This window comes from Sphingobium sp. B2D3C, from assembly GCF_025961835.1.
In the GTDB taxonomy this organism is placed as follows: Bacteria; Pseudomonadota; Alphaproteobacteria; order Sphingomonadales; family Sphingomonadaceae; genus Sphingobium.
Genome location: NZ_JAOQOK010000001.1, coordinates 1,842,735 through 1,864,792, shown reverse-complemented (window position 1 = coordinate 1,864,792; position 22,058 = coordinate 1,842,735). Strand labels below are relative to the sequence as shown.

General features: G+C 65.8%; 15 protein-coding genes. 6 read left to right on the top strand and 9 right to left on the bottom strand.

Annotated elements, in window-relative coordinates; all coding sequences use genetic code 11:
• Nucleotides 1-18: 18 nt before the first annotated feature.
• Together M2339_RS08650 and M2339_RS08645 are read right to left on the bottom strand one after the other, a co-directional pair.
• Entirely contained in the window at nt 19-615 is a 597-nt protein-coding gene (locus tag M2339_RS08650) for a 2-dehydro-3-deoxy-6-phosphogalactonate aldolase (protein WP_264588327.1), read from the bottom strand.
• 46 nt (nt 616-661) lie between these two features.
• Nucleotides 662-1,672: a sugar kinase gene (locus M2339_RS08645; protein WP_264586889.1), complete on the bottom strand. Its 1,011-nt coding sequence runs from the start codon at nt 1,670-1,672 to the stop codon at nt 662-664.
• Nucleotides 1,673-1,812: 140 nt separating this feature from the next.
• On the opposite strand from M2339_RS08645, the gene M2339_RS08640 reads away from it, so the two are divergent.
• From M2339_RS08640 to M2339_RS08625, 4 genes are all read left to right on the top strand, one after another.
• Nucleotides 1,813-2,913, top strand: coding sequence for a fumarylacetoacetate hydrolase family protein (locus M2339_RS08640; RefSeq protein ID WP_264588328.1), 1,101 nt, complete (start codon nt 1,813-1,815; stop codon nt 2,911-2,913).
• The gene (locus tag M2339_RS08635) at nt 2,910-3,674 is read left to right on the top strand and encodes an SDR family NAD(P)-dependent oxidoreductase (RefSeq protein WP_264574820.1); all 765 of its coding nucleotides are present in this window, start codon (nt 2,910-2,912) and stop codon (nt 3,672-3,674) included. Before M2339_RS08640 ends, M2339_RS08635 begins: the two co-directional genes overlap by 4 nt.
• The gene (locus tag M2339_RS08630) at nt 3,643-4,536 is read left to right on the top strand and encodes an SMP-30/gluconolactonase/LRE family protein (RefSeq protein WP_264606300.1); all 894 of its coding nucleotides are present in this window, start codon (nt 3,643-3,645) and stop codon (nt 4,534-4,536) included. Before M2339_RS08635 ends, M2339_RS08630 begins: the two co-directional genes overlap by 32 nt.
• 67 nt (nt 4,537-4,603) lie before the next feature.
• Nucleotides 4,604-6,022, top strand: coding sequence for a sugar porter family MFS transporter (locus tag M2339_RS08625; protein ID WP_264579294.1), 1,419 nt, complete (start codon nt 4,604-4,606; stop codon nt 6,020-6,022).
• Nucleotides 6,023-6,083: 61 nt separating this feature from the next.
• Here M2339_RS08625 and M2339_RS08620 read toward each other — a convergent pair whose 3' ends face one another.
• The 4 genes from M2339_RS08620 to M2339_RS08605 all read right to left on the bottom strand — a co-directional run bounded on the left by M2339_RS08620 (nt 6,084) and on the right by M2339_RS08605 (nt 11,324).
• The gene (locus M2339_RS08620; RefSeq protein WP_264586891.1) at nt 6,084-7,157 is read right to left on the bottom strand and encodes a LacI family DNA-binding transcriptional regulator; all 1,074 of its coding nucleotides are present in this window, start codon (nt 7,155-7,157) and stop codon (nt 6,084-6,086) included.
• 261 nt (nt 7,158-7,418) lie between these two features.
• Entirely contained in the window at nt 7,419-8,729 is a 1,311-nt protein-coding gene (xylA, locus tag M2339_RS08615) for a xylose isomerase (RefSeq protein ID WP_264586892.1), read from the bottom strand.
• A 28-nt stretch (nt 8,730-8,757) separates the two neighbouring features.
• Nucleotides 8,758-10,206: a xylulokinase gene (gene xylB / locus M2339_RS08610; RefSeq protein ID WP_264586893.1), complete on the bottom strand. Its 1,449-nt coding sequence runs from the start codon at nt 10,204-10,206 to the stop codon at nt 8,758-8,760.
• 5 nt (nt 10,207-10,211) lie between these two features.
• The gene (locus M2339_RS08605) at nt 10,212-11,324 is read right to left on the bottom strand and encodes a glycoside hydrolase family 43 protein (RefSeq protein ID WP_264588329.1); all 1,113 of its coding nucleotides are present in this window, start codon (nt 11,322-11,324) and stop codon (nt 10,212-10,214) included.
• Between the two features lie 260 nt (nt 11,325-11,584).
• Here M2339_RS08605 and M2339_RS08600 point away from each other — a divergent pair, with 260 nt between their 5' ends.
• Both M2339_RS08600 and M2339_RS08595 read left to right on the top strand, forming a co-directional pair.
• On the top strand, nt 11,585-13,246 hold the full coding sequence (locus M2339_RS08600) for a glycoside hydrolase family 43 protein (RefSeq protein WP_413714784.1): 1,662 nt from the start codon (nt 11,585-11,587) through the stop codon (nt 13,244-13,246).
• Between the two features lie 19 nt (nt 13,247-13,265).
• Nucleotides 13,266-15,632: a glycoside hydrolase family 95 protein gene (locus tag M2339_RS08595; RefSeq protein ID WP_264606299.1), complete on the top strand. Its 2,367-nt coding sequence runs from the start codon at nt 13,266-13,268 to the stop codon at nt 15,630-15,632.
• On the opposite strand, the gene M2339_RS08590 is transcribed toward M2339_RS08595, so the two are convergent.
• The 3 genes from M2339_RS08590 to M2339_RS08580 all read right to left on the bottom strand — a co-directional run bounded on the left by M2339_RS08590 (nt 15,616) and on the right by M2339_RS08580 (nt 22,041).
• Nucleotides 15,616-18,285 (bottom strand): glycoside hydrolase family 3 C-terminal domain-containing protein, encoded by a 2,670-nt coding sequence (locus M2339_RS08590; protein ID WP_264586895.1) that lies wholly within the window; start codon nt 18,283-18,285, stop codon nt 15,616-15,618. The two genes, M2339_RS08595 and M2339_RS08590, sit on opposite strands and share 17 nt — an antisense overlap.
• Before the next feature lie 46 nt (nt 18,286-18,331).
• A complete protein-coding gene (locus M2339_RS08585) occupies nt 18,332-20,335 on the bottom strand; it encodes a right-handed parallel beta-helix repeat-containing protein (RefSeq protein ID WP_264606298.1) in 2,004 nt (667 codons plus the stop codon).
• 161 nt (nt 20,336-20,496) lie between these two features.
• Complete coding sequence (locus M2339_RS08580) at nt 20,497-22,041, bottom strand: tryptophan halogenase family protein (RefSeq protein WP_264586897.1); 1,545 nt, start codon at nt 22,039-22,041, stop codon at nt 20,497-20,499.
• Nucleotides 22,042-22,058: the final 17 nt, after the last annotated feature.

The window sequence follows — 22,058 nt, the reverse complement described above, 5'->3', positions numbered from 1 at the left end:
ACACGCCGCCTCAGGCGCTCAGTTCTCAAGGGCGCGCCACGCCGTGACCATGGCATCGGCCCGCTGGCGGACCTGCGCCATATCCAGGCCTGGCTGATAGATCGATGATCCAATGCCGAACCCGGCAGCACCGGCGCTGCGCCATGCGGCCATATTGTCCGGCCCGATGCCGCCCACCACCAGCACGGGAATGTCGGCCGGCAGCACCGCCTTCATCGCCTTGAGCACCGCCGGGCTGTGCATCTCCGCGGGGAAGAGCTTGAGCACATCGGCCCCGGCATCGATAGCAGCGAAGGCCTCGCTCGGGGTTGCGATGCCGGGCATGGAAAGCAGGCCGAGCGCCTTGGTGCGGCGGATTACCTGCGGATTCATGTTGGGCGAGACGATGACGCGCCCGCCCGCCTGCGCGACCTGATCCACCGCGTCCACGCTCAGCACGGTACCGGCCCCGATGAGCGCGCCGCCGGGCAGGCGGGCGAGGGCGGCGATGCTCTCCAGCGGGCGCGGCGAATTGAGCGGCACCTCGATGCAGCGCAGACCTGCCTCGATGAGCGCCACCCCGATCGCGGGGGCCTCCTCGGGGGTGAGGCCGCGCAGGATCGCCACCAGCGGCATGTCGGCGATCTGATCGAACCATGGTTTCACAGGGATGCTCGCTTTCTCATCGGCGGACGTCGCCGGTTTGGCCGGGGCGGAATGCGGCGAGTTCCTCCGCGCTGATCGAGCTGAAATCGCCATGAACGAAATGATTGAGCACACAGAGCGCAAGGCCGCGTTCGGCTGCGGTGGCGATGCCGGCATCGAGATGCGCGATCACGCCGGCGGCGAACGCATCGCCAGTGCCGATCCGGTCAACGATTCCGCTGACTTCAATCGCTTGCGTCTCGAAGCTGTCATCCGGTGTATCGAGGCGGGCGCAAAGGTGATGGAGCCCGGCATGTGTGACCACGCGATGGGTGGAGGCGATGTGGCGCAGATTGGGGAAGCGCGCGAAGGCTGCCTGGGCAGCGGCGCGGCGCCCGTCCACGTCCTGCGCATCGAAGGGCTGGCCGAGCAGCATCGCGATGTCCCGCGCGCTGCCGAAGAACAGATCGGCCATCTCGACATGGCGGGCGAGGATCGGCGCGGGATTGTCGCACCAGCTTTCCCAGAGCGTCGCGCGGAAATTCCCGTCGAAGGAGATCGGAATGCCGGCGGCCTTCGCCGCTTCCATCGCCGCGAGGGACAATTTGGGAGCGTCAGGCGAGAGGGCGGGGATGATGCCGGAAAGATGCAGCATGGCCGCCCCCTCCAGCGCCGCGGCCCAGTCATAACGCTCGGCGGGGGTGATCGCGAGGCTGCTGCCGGCGCGATCATAGCTGATCGCGGGTGCGCGCAGGCCGCTCCCCGGCATGAGATAGAACAGCCCCATCCGTCCCGGCTGGCGCTGCACATGGCGCACGTCCACGCCGGGCCGGCGCAATGCGTCCAGCGCCGCGTCGCCGACCGGCCCCAGCGGGAGAGCGGTGAGCAACGCGCTCGGGATGCCCAGTCGCGCCAGCGCCACCGCGACATTGGCTTCCGCGCCGACGAATCGCGCATCCAGCCGCTCGCTCTGGAACAGGCTCTCGCCGGGTACGGCGGAGAGGCGGAGCAGCAGTTCGCCGAAACAGAGGATGGGGCCGGGTGTCATCGTCTCTCTTGTCAACGCGTTAGAGGCGCAGGAGTAGCCCCTCTTGACAAACAAGCGCAATAGCTCTTGATAGCGCTAACACACAGGGGCGCCCTCGGGGCGAGGGAGAGGAAGTGATACATCCAGACGAGTCCGGCCCGATGCTGCCCGTCGATTGGGAAGAGGGTATGTTTCTGGGGCGAGCCGATTTTGGCGATGGCCCGAGCCCCGTGCTCGTCCGGCAGGGTGAACTGCTCGATATGGCGCACGTCTGGCCGACCGTCTCGGCCCTTGTGGAAAGCGGCGATTTTTCAGGCGCTGGCGGCACGTCGCTGGGCCATTTTGATCCTGCATCCACGCGCTTGCTCAGCCCCGTCGATCTACAGTGCGTCAAGGCTTGCGGCGTCACCTTCGCTCTTTCCGCTATCGAGCGGGTGATCGAGGAGCGGGCGCGGGGCGACTGGAGCCGGGCGGCGTCGATCCGCGAGCGGCTGGAGTCGCGCATTGGCGGGCAAATCCGCTCCGTCCAGCCCGGCACGCCAGAAGCCGCCTCGCTCAAGGAGGCACTGATCGAGGATGGGCTGTGGTCGCAATATCTGGAGGTCGCCATCGGCCCGGATGCGGAGGTGTTCACCAAGTCGCCGGTGCTCTCTACTGTGGGGCCCCGCGCCGCGATCGGCATCCGCTCGGATTCTGCGTGGAACAATCCTGAGCCGGAGATCGTGCTGCTGGCGGACAGCCTCGGCGCCGTCGTCGGCGCGACGCTTGGCAATGACGTCAATCTCCGCGATTTCGAGGGCCGCTCGGCGCTGCTGCTCGGCAAGGCCAAGGACAATAACGCTTCCTGTTCCATCGGCCCGCTGGTGCGGCTGTTCGATGACAGCTTCAGCATCGATGATGTGCGCCGTGCCGAAGTGCGGCTGACCATCGCCGGCGAAGACGGTTTCGTGCTCGAGGGTGTCAGCAACATGGCGGAGATCAGCCGCGATCCGCTCGATCTGGTGCGCCAGACCCTGAGCGAGCATCAATATCCCGATGGCTTTGCGCTGTTCCTCGGCACGCTGTTCGCGCCCGTGCAGGACCGCGACGAGCCGGGGCGTGGCTTCACCCACAAGGTGGGCGATGTTGTCACCATCGCGTCCGATAAGCTCGGGCGCCTGGTCAACCGGGTCGTCACCTCGCGCGATGCACCACCCTGGCAGCTGGGTATTGGCGCCTTCTACGCAAATCTGCAGCGGCGCGGTCTTCTGGAATCGGCATGAACAAGTCTGAGCAAACACAATACGCCGTCTATCCCAGCCTGGCGGGCAAGAACGTGCTGGTCACCGGCGGGGCGACCGGGATCGGGGCGGCCATCGTCGCGGCCTTCGCGGGGCAGGGCGCGCACGTCGCCTTCCTCGATTTCAACGACATTGCCGGCGCCGATCTGGCGCGGGATCTCGCCGGCGCGCGCTTTCGCCATTGCGACCTGCGCAACGTCGCCGAACTGGAGCGGACCGTCCGCGCGCTGGAGAGCGAGATGGGCGGGTTCGACGTGCTGGTCAACAATGCCGCCAATGACGACCGCCACCGCTATGACGAGGTGACCGCCGATTATTGGGACGAGCGCATGGCCACCAACCTGCGCCATCAATTCTTCGCCGCGCAAGCTGTGGTTCCGGCGATGCGGGCGCGGGGCGGCGGTGCCGTCATCAATCTGGGCTCGGTGAGCTGGCATCTCGGCATGTCCGAGTTGGTGCTCTACCAGACCGCGAAGGCCGGCGTGGAGGGCATGACCCGCGCGCTGGCGCGTGATCTGGGCGGCGACAATATCCGCGTGACCGCCATCGTGCCGGGCAATGTCGATACCCCCCGCCAGAAGCAGTGGTACACGCCGGAAGGTGAGGCGGAGATCCTGCAGGCCCAGTGCCTCCCGCGCCGCATCCAGCCGCGCGATGTCGCCGCGCTGGCGCTGTTCCTCGCCTCGGATGATGGCGCGCTGTGCAGCGGGCATGAATATTTTGTCGACGCGGGCTGGCGCTGAGATGCAGCCCGAGCCGATCCTTCCCCTGGGCATGAAGCTCGGCGAAGGGCCGGTCTGGTGGGACGATGCCCTGTGGTTCGTCGATATCAAGGCGCACAAGCTCTACGGCCATGTGCCGGCCACCGGCGCGCTGGCGGTATGGGATGCGCCGGACCAGATCGGCTGGGCGCTGCCTACGCGCAGCGGCGACATGATGACCGGCGTGCGCACCGGCCTGCATCGGTTCGATCCGCAAAGCGGGGCATTTTCGCTTTTCCACGATCCCGAGCCGCATCTGCCCGACAATCGGCTGAACGACGCCGCCACCGACACTCAAGGGCGGCTGTGGTTCGGTAGCATGGACGACAGCGAAGCCGCGCAAACCGGGTACCTCTATTGCCTCGCCGGTGGGCAGTGCGCCGCCACGGCCGTGCCTGCTGTCGAGATCACCAACGGTCCTGCCATCAGCGCAGATGGGCGCACGCTTTATCACACCGACACGCTTGGCCGGAAAATCTGGAAAGTCCCCGTCGATGAGAACGGCACGGTCGGCGCGGGCGAGCTGTTCATCACCATCGAGAATGGCGCGGGCTGGCCCGACGGCTCCGTGCTGGATAGCGAGGGTTGCCTGTGGGTCGCTTTGTTCGGCGGCTGGGGCGTGCGGCGCTACGATCCGCAGGGCTCGCTGATGCAGACCATCTCCTTCCCGGTCGCCAATGTCACCAAGATCGCCTTTGGTGGGCCGGATCTGCGTACGGCTTATGCCACGACGGCGCACAAGGGTCTGGATGCTGCCGCGCGTGAGGCACAGCCGTTGGCCGGCCACGTTTTCGCATTCGATCCCAAGGTTGCAGGATTGCCGGTTACCCCGGCAGATATTTGACAGAAGAAACGCCGTCCCGGCCTCGGCTGGAGTCGGCAGAATTTTTGAGAGAGAGGAGGGGCTCGGCATGAGCGCTGAAACGCACGCCATCGGGCGAACCAACATCGGGTTCATATTCGCCATCGTGGCCATCGCCACCATTGGTGGCTTCATGTTCGGCTATGATTCCGGCGTGATCAACGGCACCCAAAAAGGGCTGGAATCCGCGTTTGACCTGGGCGCGCTGGGCATCGGTATCAATGTCGGCGCCATTCTGGTCGGCTCCGCGCTGGGCGCGTTTCTCGCCGGGCGCATGTCCGACCTCATTGGCCGTCGCGGCGTGATGATGCTGGCCGGCCTGCTCTTCCTCATCAGCGCGCTTCTGGCCGGTGCGGCCGGGTCTTCGGCGATGTTCATCATGGCGCGGATCATCGGTGGCCTCGGCGTCGGCGCGGCCAGCGTGATTTCGCCGGTCTATATTTCCGAGGTGACGCCCGCCTCGATCCGGGGGCGCCTCTCCAGCATCCAGCAGGTGATGATCATCACCGGCCTTACCGGAGCGTTCGTCGCCAACTTCGTGCTGGCGCGCTATGCCGGCGGCTCGACGGCGACCTTGTGGTTCAACCTGCCGGCCTGGCGCTGGATGTTCCTGCTGCAGGCGATCCCGGCGGCCATCTACATCTTGGCGCTGCTGATCATTCCCGAAAGCCCGCGCTATCTGGTGGTCAAGGGCAAGGAAGAGCGCGCCCACGTCGTTCTCTCGCGGCTGTTCGGGCCGGAGGAAGCGACGCGCAAGGTGAGCGAGATCCGCGACAGCCTCGCCGCCGATCACCATCGCCCCCGTCTTTCCGACCTGATCGACAAGACGACCGGGCGCATCCGGCCGATCGTGTGGACCGGCATCGGCCTTGCGATCTTTCAGCAGTTCGTCGGCATCAATGTAGTCTTCTATTATGGCGCCACCTTGTGGGAGGCCGTCGGCTTCTCGGAGGATTATGCGCTGCAGACCAACATCCTCTCGGGCGTGCTCTCCATCGCCGCCTGCATCGCCACCATGTTCCTGGTGGACAAGATCGGCCGCAAGCCGCTGCTGCTTTTCGGATCGGCGGGCATGGCCGTCACACTGGCGATCGTGGCCTATGCCTTCTCCACGGCGGTCACGGGCGCCGATGGCGGCGTGGTGCTGCCGGGCAGCAATGGCATCATCGCGCTGATTTCGGCCAATCTCTACGTGATCTTCTTCAACCTGAGCTGGGGGCCGATCATGTGGGTGATGCTGGGCGAGATGTTCCCCAACCAGATCCGCGGCTCGGGCCTCGCGGTGGCGGGGCTGGCGCAGTGGCTGGCGAACGCTCTCGTTTCGGTGAGTTTCCCCTCGCTGGTCATCAGCCCCGGCCTTGCGGTGGCCTATTTCGGCTATGCCTTCTTTGCCGCCGTCTCCTTCTTCTTCGTCCGCGCCATGGTTCGCGAGACCAAGGGGCGGGAACTGGAGCAGATGGAAGGCTGATCGCTCACCCAATCATACGCTCGGCCCGGTCACGCTTAGGCGTCGCCGGGCTGTTCGCTTTTCAGGGCTTGGGCTGGGGCGGGGGGCCGTCGCTCTCGCGCGCAATCAGCGTGTAGGGCGTCACGACATGGGGATGGTCCACGCCCTTCGATGAGGCGTTGCGCATCCGGATTTCCCGCGTCAGCAGCGCCACCGCCTGCTGCGCCATATCGGTGATCGGCTGGCGGATCGTGGTCAGCTCCGGCCAACTGGTGAGCGCCAGAGCGGTATCGTCGAAGCCGCAGATGGTCAGCCTCTGCGGCACGTCGATGCCACGCCGGTGCGCGACGGTGAGCGCAGCTGCGGCCATGTCGTCGTTCGAGGCGAAGATCGCCGTTGGCGGCTCGGCCAGATCGAGCAGGCGCGTGGCTGCCTCCAGGCCGGAGCGGAAGGTGAAGAAGCCCTGCTCGATCAGCTCGGGCTGCGGCGCAATGCCGTGCTTCTCCAGCGCGGAGCGATAGCCCTCCAGCCGTTCGGCGCTGGCCGTCTGGTTGGGGTGGCCGGTGATGAAGCCGATGCGCTGATGCCCGAGCAGGATCAGGTGATCGGCCATGGCGTGGGCCGCCGCCTTGTCATCGATGCTCACCGAAAGCGCCCAGTCCGGCGCGCGCCCAGTGGCGACCGCGACGACCGGCACGCCGGCGCCTTCCAGCACGGCGAGCACGGAGGGGGAGTCGCTCAGCGGCGGGGGCAGGACGATCCCATCCACCCTGCCCTTGAGCAGCGCTTCGATGGCCTTGTCCTCTGCGCCTTCCTCATTGCACTCCTTGACGATCAACTGCGCGCCTGTGCGGCTGGTCTCCGCCAATATGCCGACCAGAAACTCACTGAGATAGGCAAAGCTCGGGTTGGAGTGGAGCAGCCCGATGCGCGTGTCCTCCCCGCCGGCAAGCGTGCGAGCGGCGATATTGGGCGCGTAGTTCAGCTCGGCAATCGCAGCCTCGACCGCCAGGCGCTTGTCCTCACGGACATTGGTGCCCTTGTTGATCACGCGGCTCACGGTCATCGGCGAAACGCCGGCCAGGCGGGCGACATCCTCGATCTTGGGCCCAGAGCTCTGCCGACGGGACGAGCGGGAACTGCGGTTGGTGACCATCGCCTGACTTGTTCGCCTTCCTATCCGGAACCGGGCGAGACCTCTCCCAATATCGTGCGGTCACCGCAACAGATAAGATAAGGGGGCGATCTTGCTTTGGCTCCGCGTCGTTATCGTCTCGTCGTACCGATCTATGGGCACGGCAATTTCGGTTTCGTTAGCGCCTGGGCGAGAAGATAGCAAAAAAAGAGGTGGCCGCCGGAGCGACCACCTCATCAGTGACCTGACCCGGCGAAGAGGAAGCGCCCGGTCCGGCATGGCTCAGATGAAGCGATTGACGAGATTTTCGATCCGCTCCTGCCGGCCGGAGGCAGGCTTGGGGTCGAGCGCGCGGGTCACGGCCAGATCGGCGATCCCGGCGAGATCGAGCGCGGCGATCTCCTTGCCGAGCGGGCCATCCCAGCCCGCATAGCGCTGATTGCGCAGGGCATCGATGCGGCCATCCTCGATGATCGCGGCGGCATTCAGCAGGCCACGCGCCACCGTGTCGATGCCGCCGATATGGCCGTAGAACAGGTCAACCGGGTCCATCGACTGGCGGCGGACCTTGGAATCGAAGTTGAACCCGCCGGTGGTGAAGCCGCCGGCGCGGATCACCTCGATCATCGCGACGGTGAGTTCTTCCACGGAATTGGGAAACTGGTCGGTATCCCAGCCATTCTGATGGTCGCCGCGATTGGCGTCGATGGAGCCGAAGATTCCGAGCGCCGCTGCCGTTGCCAACTCATGCTCGAAGGTGTGGCCGGCGAGCGTGGCGTGGTTCGCCTCGATGTTCACCTTCACCTCATTCTCGAGGCCATAGCGCTTGAGGAAGCCGTAGACGGTGGCCGTATCGAAATCATATTGATGCTTGGTGGGCTCGTGGGGCTTGGGCTCGATGAGGATCGTGCCGGAAAAGCCGATCTTGTGCTTGTGCTCGACCACCAGCGTCAGGAAGCGCCCGAAATTATCGAGCTCGCGCTTGAGATTGGTATTGTGCAGCGTCTCATAGCCCTCACGGCCGCCCCAGAGCACATAGTTGACGCCGCCCAGGCGATGCGTCGCCTCCAGCGCATCGCGCACCTGCATGGCGGCGAAGGCATAGACTTCCGGGTCCGGATTTGTCGCGGCGCCGGCAGCAAAGCGGGGATGGCCGAACAGATTGGCGGTGCCCCACAGCAGCTTGCGCCCGCTCGAAGCCTGCAGCTCTTCCAGATGATCGATGGCCTCGGCGAGGTAGCGGCGATGCTCGGCCACGCTTTCGGCCTGCGCCATCACGTCGACATCGTGGAAGCAGTAGAAGGGGACATCGAGCTTTTTGAAGAAATCGAAGGCGACTTCGCGCTTCTGGGCCGCAGCGGCGCCGTTATTGGCGCCAGCATGCCAGGGGCGGTTGAAGGTGCCGGCGCCGAACACGTCCGAGCCCGGCCAGCAGAATGTGTGCCAGAAGCATACGGCAAAGCGGAGATGATCCTCCATCCGCTTGCCGAGCACGACGCGATCCTTGTCATACCAGCGATAGGCCAGCTCGTCGTCGGTATCCGGGCCTTTATAGGTGATGGGGGCAATGTCTGCGAAATAGTCGGTGGCCATCAGGCGCTCCCTGTCGGTTTCAAGAATGTCAGCTCTGTGCGGCGCGAATGGCGGGGTAGGCGCGGCGGAAGGCCTCGCGCTTGGGGGCCAGTCGTTCGGCGGTCAGCGGGTCGGGCTCGATCACGTGGGCGACCGGCGGCGTCGTGCAGATGTCGGCGGGTGCGCCGCCGGTCACGCCGATCTGGGCCAAGCGGGCCGCGCCCATCGCCGGGCCGACCTCTCCTCCCTTGAGGTAGTTGAGGCGCGTGCCGAGCGCAGCGGCGATGATCTGGCCCCAATAGCGCGACCGCGCGCCACCGCCGATCACGGCCAGTTCCTGCACATCGCTGCCGGCGTCGCGCAGCGCATCCAGCCCATCGGCAAAGGCAAAGGCAACGCCCTCCAGCACCGCCTGCGCCAGCCGCTCCGGCCCGCTATCATGATCGAGATTGAGGAAGGCGCCGCGCACCTGCGGGTCGTTATGCGGCGTACGCTCGCCCGAGAGATAGGGGAGGAAGAGTTCCGGTCCGCACGCGGCGCCAACGGACTCCGCGCGGGAAAAGAGGTCGGCGGCGCCGGCTGCACCGGAGAGGCGTGCAGCAAAGTCAATGCACGACGCCGCCGACAGGTGCACGGCCATCTGATGCCAGTGTGCAGGCAGGCAGTGACAGAAGGCGTGCACGGTTCGGTCTGGATTGGGTTTGAACTGGTCGTTGGCGATGAAGATCACGCCCGATGTGCCGAGGGAAAGCAGCCCGTCGCCATCGCTGACGATGCCGATGCCCGCAGCGCCGGCGGCATTATCGCTGCCCCCCGCGGCAACCGGAACGGGGGACATGCCCCAGAGCTGAGCGACCTCCGCCCGCAACGTGCCGGTCAGCTCTGTGCCCTCGTACAGCGCCGGCATGTGCGCAAGGCTGAGTCCGGTCGCGTCCAGCAGTGCTTCCGCCCAGCGCCGCCCGGCAACATCCAGCCACAAGGTGCCGGCAGCGTCGGACATATCCGTGGCTTTGTCGCCGGTCATTTGCAGGCGGATATAGTCCTTGGGCAGCAGCACGGTGCGTGTGGCGGCGAAGATCTCCGGCTCGTGCCGGGCGACCCAGGCGAGCTTTGGTGCGGTGAAGCCGGGCATGACGATGTTGCCGCCGATCGTGCGGAAGGCGTCGGTCTTGTCTTCCAGCGCGATGCATTCCGCATGGCTGCGCCCGTCATTCCACAGGATCGCGGGACGCAGCGGCTGACCGTCCGCACCGAGCAGCGTGGCGCCATGCATCTGGCCGGCGAGCCCGACGCCCAGCACGGCGCGCCGCACGGCGGGGTCGATGGCCTGCACGGCTGCGGTGGTGGCGGCCCACCACGCCGCCGGGTCCTGTTCGGACCAGAGCGGTTGCGGCCGTTGCACGGTGAGCGCTGCCGTTCCCTGGCCGACAACGGCGCCATGCTGGTCGATGACGACCGCTTTCACGCCGGAGGTGCCGATGTCGATGCCGAGGAACATGCCGGTCAGTCGCGGAACGGATTGATCGTCTGGATCGTGCCGTCGGCGTTGAAGGTCAGCTCGGTGACCTTCACGTTGCGCAGGTGGTTTTTGCCGCTCAGCTGCGTGTCGTGGTAGAAGAGCCAGGTCTTGCCGCCCCAGTCCACAATCGAGTGGTGGGTAGTCCAGCCCTGCACCGGCTCCATGATTTTGCCGCGATAGGTGAACGGACCATAAGGCGTCTTGCCCGTGGCGTAGACGAGGAAGTGCGTGTCGCCGGTCGAGTAGGTCAGGTAGTAAGTGTCGCCGCGCTTGTACATCCATGTGCCCTCGAAGAAGCGGCGATCATGGTCGCCACCAAGCAGCGGCTTGCCTTTTTCGTCGAGGATCACGGCGTCGCGCGGCGCTTCGGCATAGCTCCTCATATCGGCCGACATTTTAGCGACCTTGGGCATGAGGGCCGGCTGGTCGTCCGCCTTGAGGTCGGTCACGCCGACCGCGGCATCATATTTGCCCTTGGCCCAGTTCTGCAGCTGGCCGCCCCAGATGCCGCCGAAATACATGTAGCTGGTCCCGTCCGTGTCCGTGAACACATTGGGGTCCATGGAGAAGCTGCCGGCAATCGGCTTGGGCTCGGCCTTGAACGGACCCATGGGCGTGCTGCTGGTCGCCACGCCGATGTGGAAGATGCCGTCCTTGTCCTTGGCCGGGAAGTACAAATAGTAGGTGCCATTCTTGAACGCGGCGTCGGGTGCCCACATCTGCTTGGCTGCCCAGGGCACATCCTTCACGTCCAGCGCGACCGGGCCGATCTTCACCGGGCCGCCGATCTTGTCCATCTCCAGCACGTGATAGTCATGCATGGCATATTGGTTGCCCAGGTCATCGTCCGGGATGCCGGCGTCGACATCATGGCTGGGATAGACGTAGATCTTGCCGTTGAAGACATGGGCCGAAGGATCGGCGGTGAAAATCTCCGTCACGAGCGGCTGGGAGAGGAAGCGCTTGCCGTCAGCCGAGATGCCATCCGATTCATGCGCCGCGCCAGTCGCGCCATTGTTTGCAGCGGCCGGTTCATCCGAGGAGCAGGCGGAAAGGGCGGTGGCGAGACCAAGCACGACGAGGCTGGTCCGGAGCATCGGGACTTTCGGCAAGGGGGCTCTCCTTTGTTTATCTTGCGCGCCGTTTATGGTTGTGCGGCGTTGTTAAGGTAGCGCTACCATTACGGATGTGGCGCGGTCAAATGGATTCCGCTCGCGCATGAATTTGTCCTGTTTGGAAGAGGATAGGCGCTCCTGCAGATAAACAGGGCTGGGCAAGGAGAAATGGGAGCGCTACCAAAGTGACTCAGGGCAGCGAATCCGCACAGGATCAGCGTGCCGCAAAAAGGAGAGGGACGATGAAGATCGCGGCGGGACTGTGGGCGCGTGGATGGATGGCCGCAGCGCTGGCCTTGATGCCCGCGGCGGCATGGGCAGGGCCGGAGGCCCGCTTTGCAAGCTTCGATTATGATGGCCAGTCCATCGAGCAGGTAACGGTCAAGCCCGGCGCCTACCGCAACCCAATCCTCTCAGGCTATTATCCCGATCCCTCGATTACGCGGGTGGGGGAGGATTATTATCTCGTCACCTCATCCTTCGCGCATTTTCCGGGGCTTTCGGTCTGGCATTCCAGGGATCTGGTGAACTGGACGCAGATCGGCAATGCGATCGACCGGCCAGACCAGCTCAATCTTGCCGGGCGAGGCGTGTCCGAGGCGGTGTTCGCGCCGGACATCAGCTTTCACGATGGCACCTTCTACATCGTCAACACCTGCGTGGGATGCCGGGACAATTTCGTCATCACCGCCAAGAACCCCGCCGGCCCCTGGTCCGACCCCATCTGGCTACCGTTCGAGGGGATCGACCCGTCCATCTATTGGGAAGGCGACAAAGCCTATATCGTCAACAATCGCGGGCCGGATGAGACGCCGCGCTATGAGGGGCACCGCGCAATCTGGATTCAGGAATATGACTGGCGGGCCGGCAAGATGGTCGGGCCGAGCACCCAGCTCGTCAATGGCGGGGTGGACCTGAGCAAGAAGCCGATCTGGATCGAGGGGCCGCACATTCTGCGCAAGGATGGCTGGTATTATCTGACCGCAGCGGAAGGTGGCACGAGCGTCGATCACTCCCAGGTGGTGTTCCGCTCGCGCAAGCTGCGCGGACCTTATGTGCCGCACAAGGATAACCCGATCCTCACCCAGCGCGACCTCGACCCCGCGCGGCTCGATCCGATCACCTCCGCCGGCCACGCCAAGCTCGTCCAGACCCCGGCAGGTGACTGGTGGGCAACCTTTCTGGCGGTGCGGCCTTATGCCGACAACTATTACAATATCGGCCGCGAGACCTTCCTGCTGCCGGTCCAGTGGAAAGACGGCTGGCCGGTCATCCTGCCGCATGGCGAGACGATTCCGTTCGCGCCCAAGGCGCCCGCGCTGTCTCCACAGGTCCGGCCGCCGCTGCCGACCAGCGGCGATTTCGCGTATGCCGACAGCTTCGAGGGCGACCAGCTGGCCATGCAATGGGTTGGCGTCCGCACGCCGGATCACCCGTTCTATCGGCTGGAGCGTGGCGATCTGGTGCTGGCCAGCGCCGCACCGCTCGGTGACAAGGCCGGAACGCCCGCCTTCCTCGGGCGGCGCCAGCAGCATCATGTCGCGACGATGCGCACGGTCGTGACCTTCTCGCCGGAGCAGGAAGGCGACCGCGCCGGCCTTGCCGCGATGCAAAGCGACGATGCCTGGCTGTTCTTCGGCCTTACGCGCCTGAACGGCCAGGATGCGATCACGCTGTACGCGCGCGCCAAAGGCAAGGAGCAGGTGGTTGCCTCTGCCCCGGTCGACAACCGTGGCCCGATGACGCTGACGATCCGCGCGAACGGCGGCACCATGTCCTTCGATTATGCGGGGGCAGGGGGCATGGGCCGGCTCGCGGCGGATGTGGATGCCCGGTTCCTCAGCACACAGGATGCAGGCGGGTTCACCGGCACCATCGTGGGGCCTTATGTCTGGACCCGCTAGCCGAAAGGACCGTTGAGCCATGGTCACGCGCCGCGATGTGCTGGAAGGCTCGCTGCTGCTCGCCGCCAATGCCTGTTTGCCGGGCGCCGCCGTGGCCGCGTCCGAGAGCGACAGACCCTTGCGCGACCGGCTTTGGTATCGGCGCCCGGCCACAGAATGGACGCAGGCCCTGCCGGTCGGCAATGGCCGGATCGGCGCAATGGTGTTCGGCGGCGTCGGAACCGAGCGCCTGCAACTCAACGAGGATACATTATGGTCCGGCGGGCCTTATGATCCGGTCAATCCCGCTGCCCGTGCCGCCTTGCCGGAGGTGCGCAGGCTGATCGCGCAGGGGCATCATGCGCAGGCGCACGACCTCGCGAACCGCACGCTGATCGGCCAGCCGGTCGAGCAGATGGCTTATCAGAGCTTTGGGGATCTGTTGCTCAGCTTGCCGGGCGCCGCGTCCGCTGCTGTCCCGGCGGATTATGCGCGCGTGCTGGACCTCGACCGCGCCACGGCGACGACGACGTTCACGCTGGCGAACACCCGGCATGAGCGCACGGTCTTTGCCTCGCCCGTGCGACAGGTGGTCGTGCTGCGCCACAAGGTGGATGGCCCGGCGTCGCTCGATCTCGATATCGGCTTCACGCCGGCGCAGGAGGCTCAGGTGGAGGCTCGCGACGGGCTGCTGCTCATCCGGGGGCGCAATCGCGGGGCGCATGGTGTCGATGGCGCGCTGAAGCTGGCAGGGCTGGTGCGCGTGATCTCGGAAGGCGGCTCGCTCACCGCGCAGCGCGATCATCTGGCGCTGCGCGGCGCGCGGGCGGTGACGGTGCTGGTCGCGATGGCGACGAGCTTCCGCCGTTTCGACGACGTCTCCGGCGATCCGGATGCACTTGTGCGCGGCTGGATCGTCGACGCGATGGCGCGCAGCACCGAGCAACTGCATGGTGAAGCGGTCGCTGCCCATCGCGCCCTGTACCGCCGCGTCGAGATCGACCTTGGCGATGACAGCGCCGGCGCGCTGCCCACCGATGAGCGCGTGATCGCCGCGCAGAGCCGCAATGACCCCGGCCTGGCGGCGCTCTACTTCAATTATGGGCGCTATCTGCTGATCGCCTCGTCGCGCCCCGGCTCCCAGGCCGCGAACCTGCAGGGTATCTGGAATGAGAGCATCGATCCGCCTTGGGGATCGAAATACACGATCAACATCAACACGCAGATGAATTACTGGCCGGCCGAGATCACGGCCTTGCCCGAATGCACCGAGCCGCTGGTGCGGATGGTGCGGGAACTGGCGGAAAGCGGCGCCCGCACCGCGCGGGAGATGTATGGCGCGCGCGGCTGGGTGGCGCATCATAACAGCGATACCTGGCGCGCCACCGCGCCGGTGGATGGCGCGCGCTGGGGCCTGTGGCCGACGGGCGGGGCGTGGCTGTGCACCCATTTGTGGGAGCGCTGGGATTATGGGCGGGACACGACCTTCCTGCGCGATGTCTATCCGCTCATGCGCGGGGCGGCGCTGTTCTTTGTCGATACGCTGCAGGTCGATCCCGAGACCGGCGCTCTCGTTACCAGCCCGTCGCTCTCTCCGGAGAACGCCCATCATGGCGACATCGCGATCTGCGCCGGGCCGGCGATGGACCAGCAGATTTTGCGCGACCTGTTCGACCAGACAGCGCAGGCCGCCGATTTGCTCGGCATCGACAGCGCGTTCGCGGCGGAGCTTCGCGCCTTGCGTCGCCGTCTCGCGCCGGATCGCATCGGCGCGCAAGGGCAGTTGCAGGAATGGCAGCAGGATTGGGATGCGCAGGCGCCCGAGCCGGACCATCGCCACGTCTCGCATCTCTACGGGCTGTTCCCGAGCCAGCAGATCGATCTGGACGACACGCCAGCGCTCGCGGCGGCGGCGCGCCGCTCGCTGGAATTGCGCGGCGATCTCGGAACGGGCTGGGCGACGGCCTGGCGGATCAACCTGTGGGCGCGGCTTGGCGATGGCGACCGCGCCCACCGCATCCTGCGCTTTTTGCTTGGGCCGGAGCGGACTTATCCCAATTTGTTCGATGCCCATCCGCCTTTCCAGATCGACGGCAATTTCGGCGGCACCGCTGGCATCGCGCATATGCTCATGCGCTGCCGGGGCGGTGAGATCCATCTCCTGCCGGCTCTGCCCTCGGCTTGGCCGACCGGCGCGGTGCGGGGGCTGCGGGCGCGGGGCGCCTGCAGCGTCGATTTCAGCTGGGCGCAGTCCCGGCCGCGCACGCTCACGCTCACCAGCGCCATCGATGCGGAGCGGACGGTCCGCTTCGCCAGCCAGCGCCTGACCGTGCGGCTGAAGGCTGGCCGCTCACAGCAGGTCGACGTGAGCGGCTGGCTGGGCCTCCCGCCTATTTCGGCAGGGTGACGCCGGTGGCGATGGCGAAGTCCGCGCTCTGCACCGGCAGGCCGCTATCGGGCTGCGCCGAGCCGACCGACACGCGATACGCACCGGGGAAGACCTGCCGCACGCCCCCCAGCGACACCGCGCTCAGATCGCGCGGCGAGAGATCGAAGCTGATTTGGCGGGATTCACCGGGCTTTAGCGCCACGCGCTGGAAGCCACGCAAGGCGATACGCGGGGTGCCGGGCACATCCGGGAAATCGAGATAGAGCTGCGCCACCTCTTCGCCCGCTCGCTGCCCGCTATTGCGCACGGTGGTCGAGACCCGCACGCCTTGCGCAGCATCGCTGGAAGCCTGCACCCGCAGCGGCTCATAGGCGAATTGCGTGTAGCTCAGCCCATAGCCAAAGCCATAGACCGGCGTGCCGGTGAAGTAGCGATAGGTCCGCCCGGCCATGCTGTAATCGCCGAACGGTGGCAGCTCATCCACGCTGCGATAGAAGGTGAGGGGCAGGCGCCCGGAGGGATTGGTCTTGCCGGAGAGGACATTGGCCACCGCGAGGCCGCCATTCTGCCCCGGATACCAGGCCTCCACGATGCCCGCTGCATGGTCCTTCGCCCAGGCGAGATTGATCGGGCTGCCGTTCATCGCCACGATGACCAGCGGTTTGCCCAGCGCGCGGGCCTTTTCCAGCATGGCAAGCTGCTCGGCCGGCAGATCGAGCGTGGTCTTGTCGCCACCCTCGAAGCCCGGCACCTTCACCGGCGTTTCCTCGGCTTCCAGATCCGAGGTGAGGCCCACGACCGCGACGATCACGTCCGATTGCGCCGCCGCAGCGGCAAGCGCCGCATCGGCATCGGGCGAAACGCGCTTCCACATCAGGTCGATGCCGGTATTGATGTGCGAGGTCATGGTGATCTCGATCGGGTAGCGCTTGCCCTTCTCCAGCGTCAGCGTCTTCATCGTCGGCAGGCTGTTCCAGCGCGAGTTTTTGAGGTCCACGAACGGCTTGCCGTCGAGCAGCATCTCGCCGTTGGAGCCGGACAGGCCGAGCCGGTAGGTGCCGCTCTCGGGCGGGACGAAGAAGCCGGTCCATACCACGCGATGATGGTCGGAGACGTTCGCCAGATCGAGGCTGCGTCCTGACACATCGGCTTCCCTGCGGGTCACAACCGGCCTGGTCTGGAAGGTCATTGCCTTTGTGGCGCTGTCGAACGTGCCCGGGGCGAAGCGGGCCGGCGGCGTCTGCGTGGGATTATAATAGCGCGCCAGCAGCCCGGGCTTGCCATCCGGTGCAATGAGCGCCGTTGTCGGCACGCGGTCGCCATCGGTAAAGGTCTCGGCGAAGGGGGCATGGTGGATCGTCGCGGCGGGCATGGCCTGTCGCAGCCCCTCCAGCACAGATATCGGCGAGCCGGAGAGCGTGGAGGAATAATTGCCGCGCAGCACGCGGGTGGCATCCGCCAGCGGGCCGATGACGGCGATGCGGGCATTGGGCTTGAGCGGCAGCGCGCCATCATTTTTGAGCAGCACCAGGCTTTTCTCGGCGGCCTTCAACGCCAGCGCATTGTGGTCCGGCGCGCCGATGACGGAGGGCGCGATGGTCGGGCGCGGCGCCAGACCGGGCAGATCGCCATTGCGCAGGCGGGCGGAGAACAGCCGCACGAGCGCGGTATCGACATCGCTCTGGGTGATTAGATTGCGGTTCAGCGCATGGAGATAGGGCTGGCCCAGCCTGGCGGTGTCGCTCAGCGTCGCGCCATTGCACTCGCTGTCGACGCCGGCGCGCATAGCTGCGGCGACCGCCGTGGCGGCATCCGGCGCATAATGATGGTTGCGGCTGATATCCGTCACCGCATCGCAATCGGAGACGACATAGCCTTTGAAGCCCCAGGCATCGCGCAAATGCGTCTTGAGCAGATCGTCACTGGCGCAGGCCGGTTGCCCGTTCACGCGGTTGTAGGCGCACATGATCGATCCCGCCTTGGCGTCCACAATGGCGGCGCGGAAGGCGGGCAGATAAGTGTCCTCCATATCGTGGCGGGAGACGTAGACATTGGCATGATGGCGCGTCGATTCCGGGCCGCTGTGCACGGCGAAATGCTTGGGTGTCGCGATCATGTTCGGCCGCGCCGGGTCTGGTCCCTGCATGCCGGTGATGAAAGCCTTGCCGATCTCGGCGGTGAGGAAGGGGTCCTCGCCATAGGTTTCCTGCCCACGTCCCCAACGCGGATCGCGGAAAATGTTGATGTTGGGCGACCATGTGTCGAGCCCCGTGCCGATGCGCCCAAGCCGCCCGGTCTGCCGCGCCAGCGTATGCAGGCCGCGCATTTCGACGCTGATGATGGTGGCGACATCATGGACCAGCGGCGCATCGAAGGTGGCGGCGAGGCCGATCGGTTCGGGGAAGTTGGTGGTGGGCAGCGTGCCCATCGCGCCATGCAGCGATTCCGTCCACCAATTGTAGCCGGGAATACCAAGGCGCGGGATGGCGGGCGCGACATTCACAAGCTGGTCCGCCTTTTCCTGCGGCGTGAGCTTCGCCACGATCTCCGCCGCCTGCCGCTCCGACTGCGCCATGACCGTGTTGGCGTCGTCCGTCTGAGCGGCCAGCGGCAGGGCGAACGCTGCAGCACCGGCGAGGATGAGGGCGCGTAGGGAGGGTGCGGGGGTCATGATCTGTCTCCAGCGTCTGAGTCGGCGAAAGGATGGGGAAGGGCGGTCATGGCGCGATGCCGTCCATCTGGACCCCGGCACGGGCGATGACGGCGCGCGCCTCGGGCGGCCAGGCCTGCCCGTTGACGGCGATGTTATCGGCGAGGTGGTTGTTCAGATAGGTTGACCAATTGCCATTGGCCTTGCCGCTGTTGAACCAGTTACCGGAGGCAATGTTATCCAGATTGGTTCGACGTGGCCGGGCATCATCCTGCGCATTGAGGTTCACCCACAGGCCGACGCCGTCGATGACGTTATTGCGGACGGTGACGTAGCGCGAGCCTTCGTCCAGATAGACGCCGATGCCGCCGGGGACATCATAGATGTGGTTTTCGGCAATCAGCGCGCCCGGATCGGCGGAGAGGTGGTAGATCGCCCCGCCGTCCGGAAACCAGCGTTTCACGCCATGAACGCGGTTGCCGAAGATCGCCGTGTCGCGCAGGATCGTCGGCGTCCCGTAGATGCGGTTGCCGGGCTGATCGTAATAGCCGCGCGCCCGCGTCATATAGGCGGTGTTGCCGCCGGGATCATTGGTCCCCCAGCCCCAACCGACATCGACGCCATCATAAGGCGCATCGGAAACATCATTGTGCAGGATGAGCGTGGCCGAGGCGTAGGTAACCAGAATGGCTGCCTGCTCGCGATAATCCTGCGATACCGTCTCGATGTGATTGTTGCGGATCAGTATGTCGCGGACGGCCAAGTCCGGCCTTGAGGGATGGTGGGCATCGACGGTCGTTCCCCCAACCATGATCGCGCCGCCGGCCAGCGGGCCGAAGCGCGAGCCATTGACCTCGATCGACTGCGCGGCAAGCCCTGGGCCGCGCACATTCGCCTCCGGGTTGTTGCCGATGCCAAGAGCGATCTGCCCCAGTTGCGCGAAGGTGACATTGCGGAACGTGATCCGGCGCGCGGCGGAAATCTGCACGGCGGCGGGCTGCTGGCGCCAGTGGTTGCGTTGCGCCTCGAACGCGGCACAGCCCCAGCTGCAATCGCGAATTGGATCGGCGGGATAATTGGCGATGTCGCCTGCGAGATAGCTCCCGCTCTGCTGGCTGGCATAGCCCTCGGCGCTGCTGGGCCCACGCCAGCTTGTGTGGCGGAAGGCCAGTCCTTCGAAGACAACATCGGACACTGGCGCCTCCGCGCTGCCGGCAATGGTGATGAGCGCCTCCAGTCGGGGCACGACGATCTCGTGCCCCTCCGGTGAGTGGCCATCCTGCGGCTTATAGTAGAGCAGACCCTTGGCGGGATCGGCATACCACTCGCCTGCGGCGCGCATGAAGGCGAGGGCATTGGCAATGAAGAAGCGGGCCTTGTTGCCGGAGACCGGCTTGGCGAAGGTGTCGTAGCCGATCAGATTGTTGCGCCAGCCGGCCTGCTTGAGAAGAATGCGGTCGCCCTCGATACGGTCGATGACTGCCCGTCGATCGGTGAAAAAGCCGGTGTTCTCCACCTCCATGCGACTCTGGTCCGGCAAAGCGGCAAGAAAGCGCCATGCCGGATCGACAATCTGGATGCCCCAATCGAAAAAGGCGAAGGCGCTCCGAGGCGCCTCGACAGCGGCGCGATGGGCGAGGCGGCCATCGACCCATAATTGGCGCGGATCGCTGCCCTTGCCGATCGACGCGGTCCAGATGTTGCGGTCGCGGTCCGCGAGCGTCCAACCCTGCACGATCGACCCGCCGGAAAGAGTCGGCTTCGCGCCGGGCGCGGCTTCCCAGCGGACGATATGGCCGGCATGGCCGCCATCCTCCGCGCCAAAGTGCAAAGGCGCGGCGAGGGAATAAACGCCGTCGGCGAGCTGGACGGTGACCGGCCTGTCGCGGTTCAGCCGCCGCACCGCCGCCTGCGCCTGCACCAGCGTGCCGAACGGACGTGCGGCGCTGCCGTCGCCCGTCTCTGCGCCAATCGACGCGACATGCAGCACCACCGGCTCGGCCTCCGGTCGCGGGGATATCTGCACGTTGGCGAAGGCATCTTCTGAGTTGGGCGCGCCTCGCGCAGGCATTGCGGGGATGACGGGCGCAGGCGGCAATTGCGCGGCGACGACGCACGGCCATCCGCAGGTCAATGCGATCGAGATGCGAAGTGGTAGAAGAAAGGTAGCGCTACCCAAAAAGCGCGGGACTAGGCCCTGAATGCCGGAAGCCTGTCTCATGCCCCCCAAGCTCAGACGGGCTGGAGGCCATAGTCGCGGATCTTGCGCAGCAGGTCGCGATGGCGGGGGAGGCTGGTGCGCAGCCGGTCGGTCTGGCGGCTGTTCTCGCGGATCGCCTGCATGGCGACGGCGGCCTCGGGCGTCAGCGTTTCGGGCGCGACCTCGGTGCGGAAGCCCATGCCGTACAGCACATATTGGTAGCTCGCGGCGGGGAAGACCTCCTCGATGCGGTCGAACTCGTCATGGAACCAGGGCGACTGGTAGCGCCAAAGGTGCAGCAGGTCCGCCAAGCGGTCCGGGATGGTCTCCGGCAGCAGATTGTCCCGCCAGAAGGCGCTGTCGGTGCGTTTGGTCAGCACATAATGCAGCTTGAGAAAATCGATGATCCGGCCCCAGCGGTAGCTGGTGGTCTCGTTGAAGCGTCGGGCGATGATGTCCATCACCTCCCGGCAGGCCGGCATCTGCTCGGCGATCATCTTGGCGGAGAGTTCCACCAGCACGATGGCTGAGGCCTCTAGCGGCTCTAGGAAACCGGCGGCGAGACCGACCGCGACGCAATTGCGCTTCCAGAAGATTTCGCGGTGACCCGAACGGATGTCGATCTTCCTTAACGGAAGGTCCGCGCCCGCCGGGCCGAGATAGGCGCGCAGCTCGCGCTCGGCCTCGTCCTGCGTGATGTGGCGGCTGGAATAGACATGGCCGATACCCCGGCGGGAGGGCAGGCCGATGTCCCAGATCCAGCCGGCGCTTTGCGCGGTGGAGATGGTGTGCGTCGCGACCGGGCTGCTCTCGCTCTCATAGGGCAGTTGCACGGCCAGCGCGGTGTCGCAGAACAGGATGTCGCCGCAATCCTTGAACGGCACGCCCAGCGCATCGCCGAGCAGCAGGCTGCGAAAGCCCGTGCAGTCGATGAACACGTCGCCTTCGATCTCGCCGGCCTGCTCCGTGTCGATGGCGCGGATGTCGCCATCCTCCGCCAGCAGCACTTGCCGGACATCGGCCAGCACATGGCGCACGCCCAAAGTCTCGCAGCAATGGCGCTGCAGGAAGGGCGCGAACTTTCCGGCATCAAGATGATAGGCGTAGTTGGCGGCGCCTTCATACTCAGCCGTGGTGATGGATTTGGGCCCTAGATTCTCGTCGCAGATCACGCCCTGCGGACACACCGTGTCGCAAAAGCTCTGGCCTTTTCCGTTGGCGAGCCAGTGCGGGACGAGATTGACCCGGGCAAAACCCTCCGGGAGGACGAGCGGGTGATAATAGCCGTCATCGGCCGCGCCGGTGGTCCAGCGGTTGAAGCGCGCGCCCTGTTTGAAGGCCGCGTCGCATTCGCGGAAGAAGTCGGTTTCGGATACGCCCATGGTCTTGAGCGTCGAGCGCAAGGTGGGCCAGGTGCCTTCGCCAACCCCAATGATCGGCGTGTTCGGCGATTCCACCAGCGTAACGGTGAAGCTGTGCGGGATGCGGCCACGATGTCTCGCCGCGATGATCCCGGCCGTCAGCCACCCGGCGGTGCCGCCGCCGACGATCACGATATTCTTGACCGGATGAACCATGACCACTCACATGAACG

Excerpts from the sequence above, each read along its gene's own strand:
- M2339_RS08650 (WP_264588327.1), bottom strand. The coding sequence starts at position 615 with ATGCCGCTGGTGGCGATCCTGCGCGGCCTCACCCCCGAGGAGGCCCCC.
- M2339_RS08645 (WP_264586889.1), bottom strand. The coding sequence starts at position 1,672 with ATGACACCCGGCCCCATCCTCTGTTTCGGCGAACTGCTGCTCCGCCTC.
- M2339_RS08640 (WP_264588328.1), top strand. The coding sequence starts at position 1,813 with ATGCTGCCCGTCGATTGGGAAGAGGGTATGTTTCTGGGGCGAGCCGAT.
- M2339_RS08635 (WP_264574820.1), top strand. The coding sequence starts at position 2,910 with ATGAACAAGTCTGAGCAAACACAATACGCCGTCTATCCCAGCCTGGCG.
- M2339_RS08630 (WP_264606300.1), top strand. The coding sequence starts at position 3,643 with ATGAATATTTTGTCGACGCGGGCTGGCGCTGAGATGCAGCCCGAGCCG.
- M2339_RS08625 (WP_264579294.1), top strand. The coding sequence starts at position 4,604 with ATGAGCGCTGAAACGCACGCCATCGGGCGAACCAACATCGGGTTCATA.
- M2339_RS08620 (WP_264586891.1), bottom strand. The coding sequence starts at position 7,157 with ATGGTCACCAACCGCAGTTCCCGCTCGTCCCGTCGGCAGAGCTCTGGG.
- xylA (WP_264586892.1), bottom strand. The coding sequence starts at position 8,729 with ATGGCCACCGACTATTTCGCAGACATTGCCCCCATCACCTATAAAGGC.
- xylB (WP_264586893.1), bottom strand. The coding sequence starts at position 10,206 with ATGTTCCTCGGCATCGACATCGGCACCTCCGGCGTGAAAGCGGTCGTC.
- M2339_RS08605 (WP_264588329.1), bottom strand. The coding sequence starts at position 11,324 with ATGCTCCGGACCAGCCTCGTCGTGCTTGGTCTCGCCACCGCCCTTTCC.
- M2339_RS08600 (WP_413714784.1), top strand. The coding sequence starts at position 11,585 with ATGAAGATCGCGGCGGGACTGTGGGCGCGTGGATGGATGGCCGCAGCG.
- M2339_RS08595 (WP_264606299.1), top strand. The coding sequence starts at position 13,266 with ATGGTCACGCGCCGCGATGTGCTGGAAGGCTCGCTGCTGCTCGCCGCC.
- M2339_RS08590 (WP_264586895.1), bottom strand. The coding sequence starts at position 18,285 with ATGACCCCCGCACCCTCCCTACGCGCCCTCATCCTCGCCGGTGCTGCA.
- M2339_RS08585 (WP_264606298.1), bottom strand. The coding sequence starts at position 20,335 with ATGCCTGCGCGAGGCGCGCCCAACTCAGAAGATGCCTTCGCCAACGTG.
- M2339_RS08580 (WP_264586897.1), bottom strand. The coding sequence starts at position 22,041 with ATGGTTCATCCGGTCAAGAATATCGTGATCGTCGGCGGCGGCACCGCC.